Raw genomic sequence first — 1620 nt, 5'->3', positions numbered from 1 at the left:
TAGTTTTTGTGGTGGTGTCGCTGTTTTTTCTTTCACCGGGGGGGGGGGGGGGGTTGCCCGGGCGGGCGCCGGGGGGGGGCGGGCCGGGGGCGGCCCGCCCCGGATGGCCCATCCGGGGCGGCCGTGCGCTCGGAGGCCGGAGCTCAGATGCCCAGGTCCCTGATGATCTTGGCCACGTGGCCGGTCGCCTTGACGTTGTAGAAGGCGTGCTCCACCTTGCCGTCCTCGTCCACGACGACGGTGGAGCGGATGACGCCCGTCACGACCTTGCCGTACAGCTTCTTCTCGCCGAAGGCGCCGTACGCCTCCAGGGTCTCCTTGGACGGGTCGCCGACCAGGGTCACCTTGAGGTTCTCCTGCTCGCGGAACTTCGCGAGCTTCTCCGGCTTGTCGGGGGAGACCCCGATGACGTCGTACCCGGCGCCCGCGAGCAGGTCGAGGTTGTCCGTGAAGTCGCAGGCCTGCTTGGTGCAGCCGGGGGTAAGAGCCGCCGGGTAGAAGTAGACGATGACCTTGCGGCCCTTGTGGTCCGCGAGCGAGACCTCGTTGCCGTCGGCGTCGGGAAGGGTGAAGGCGGGAGCGGGGTCGCCGGGCTTGAGTCGCTCGCTCATGTGGTTCTCCTCGGGTGGTGCGCGGGTCGGACGGGACCGAGCGTAATAGGGGTGCCGCCGGGTGCGCGGGGGTTCGAGCTGACAGACTGTCGACGAAGGTTCAGATGAAGGTTTACCGGAGACACGACCACGGAGGCGGCGCAGTGTCGGATGCCAGGACCCCTGCGCAGATCGAGGCGGACATCATCAGCAGGCGCGAGCAGCTCGCTGTGGTGCTCGACGAGATCGGGGTGCGGGTACACCCGAAGACGATCATCGGCGACGCGAAGGCCAAGGCGGCCCAGACCGTGGACCGGACGGCCGGCCGGGCGTTCGTCGCGGTGAATCGCTCGGTGTCGCAAGTGAAGGCGCAGTTCGTCGCGGAGGACGGCTCGCCGCGGCTGGAGCGGGTGATCCCCGCCGCGCTGCTCGCGGTGGGCGTGGTGGGGCTGATCACGGCCTCGAAGCGCCGTCGGAAGTGACGGGTTCGCTTTTCGGGGCGTACGGCCCCCTCGGGCGTGCGCGGCGGGGCGGTGACGGTAGGTTGCGGGCGTGAGCGACAAGACCCAGGGCAACCCCCATGATGACGACAAGCTGCCCATCCGCATGCTGCACGACCGCGTCCTGGTGCGGAACGACACCGCCGAGGGCGAGCGGCGTTCCGGCGGCGGCATCCTGATCCCGGCGACGGCGGCGGTGGGCCGGCGGCTCGCCTGGGCCGTGGTCGTCGCGGTCGGTCAGAACGTGCGGACGGTGGAGCCCGGGGACCGCGTGCTGTACGACCCCGAGGACCGCGCCGAGGTCGAGGTGCGGGGCGTGGCGTACGTGCTCATGCGGGAGCGCGATCTGCACGCGGTGGCGGCGGACCGGTTCGAGGGGTCGGTGGATTCGACCGGGCTGTATCTGTAGACGTGTAGGCCTGTAGGAGTGCGGAGGGGGGGGGGGGGGGGGGCCCCCCCCCCCCCCCCCCCGAAGAGAGGGGGGGGGGGCAACCCCCCCCGCACCCCCCCGCACCGGGGGGGCACAAAAA

3 protein-coding genes are annotated in these 1620 nt (G+C 71.0%); 2 read left to right on the top strand and 1 reads right to left on the bottom strand.

The genetic code is table 11. From position 1 onward, the window contains the following. Positions 1-143 precede the first annotated feature (143 nt). Positions 144-611, bottom strand: a complete 468-nt coding sequence (gene bcp, locus ACFW9Z_RS25090) for a thioredoxin-dependent thiol peroxidase (protein WP_015608808.1) — start codon at positions 609-611, stop codon at positions 144-146. A gap of 143 nt (positions 612-754) precedes the next feature. Between bcp and ACFW9Z_RS25085 the strand changes: the two genes are divergently transcribed. Next, entirely contained in the window at positions 755-1072 is a 318-nt protein-coding gene (locus ACFW9Z_RS25085; protein WP_384644649.1) for a DUF3618 domain-containing protein, read from the top strand. Between the two features lie 124 nt (positions 1073-1196). After that, complete coding sequence (locus tag ACFW9Z_RS25080; protein ID WP_043974418.1) at positions 1197-1499, top strand: co-chaperone GroES; 303 nt, start codon at positions 1197-1199, stop codon at positions 1497-1499. The last annotated feature ends 121 nt before the right edge of the window (positions 1500-1620 follow it).

The sequence above is a fragment of the Streptomyces sp. NPDC059452 genome (assembly GCF_042750035.1).
In the GTDB taxonomy this organism is placed as follows: Bacteria; Actinomycetota; Actinomycetes; order Streptomycetales; family Streptomycetaceae; genus Streptomyces.
The sequence above is the reverse complement of the archived record's forward strand: the minus strand, read 5'-3'. Positions and strand labels throughout refer to the sequence as shown.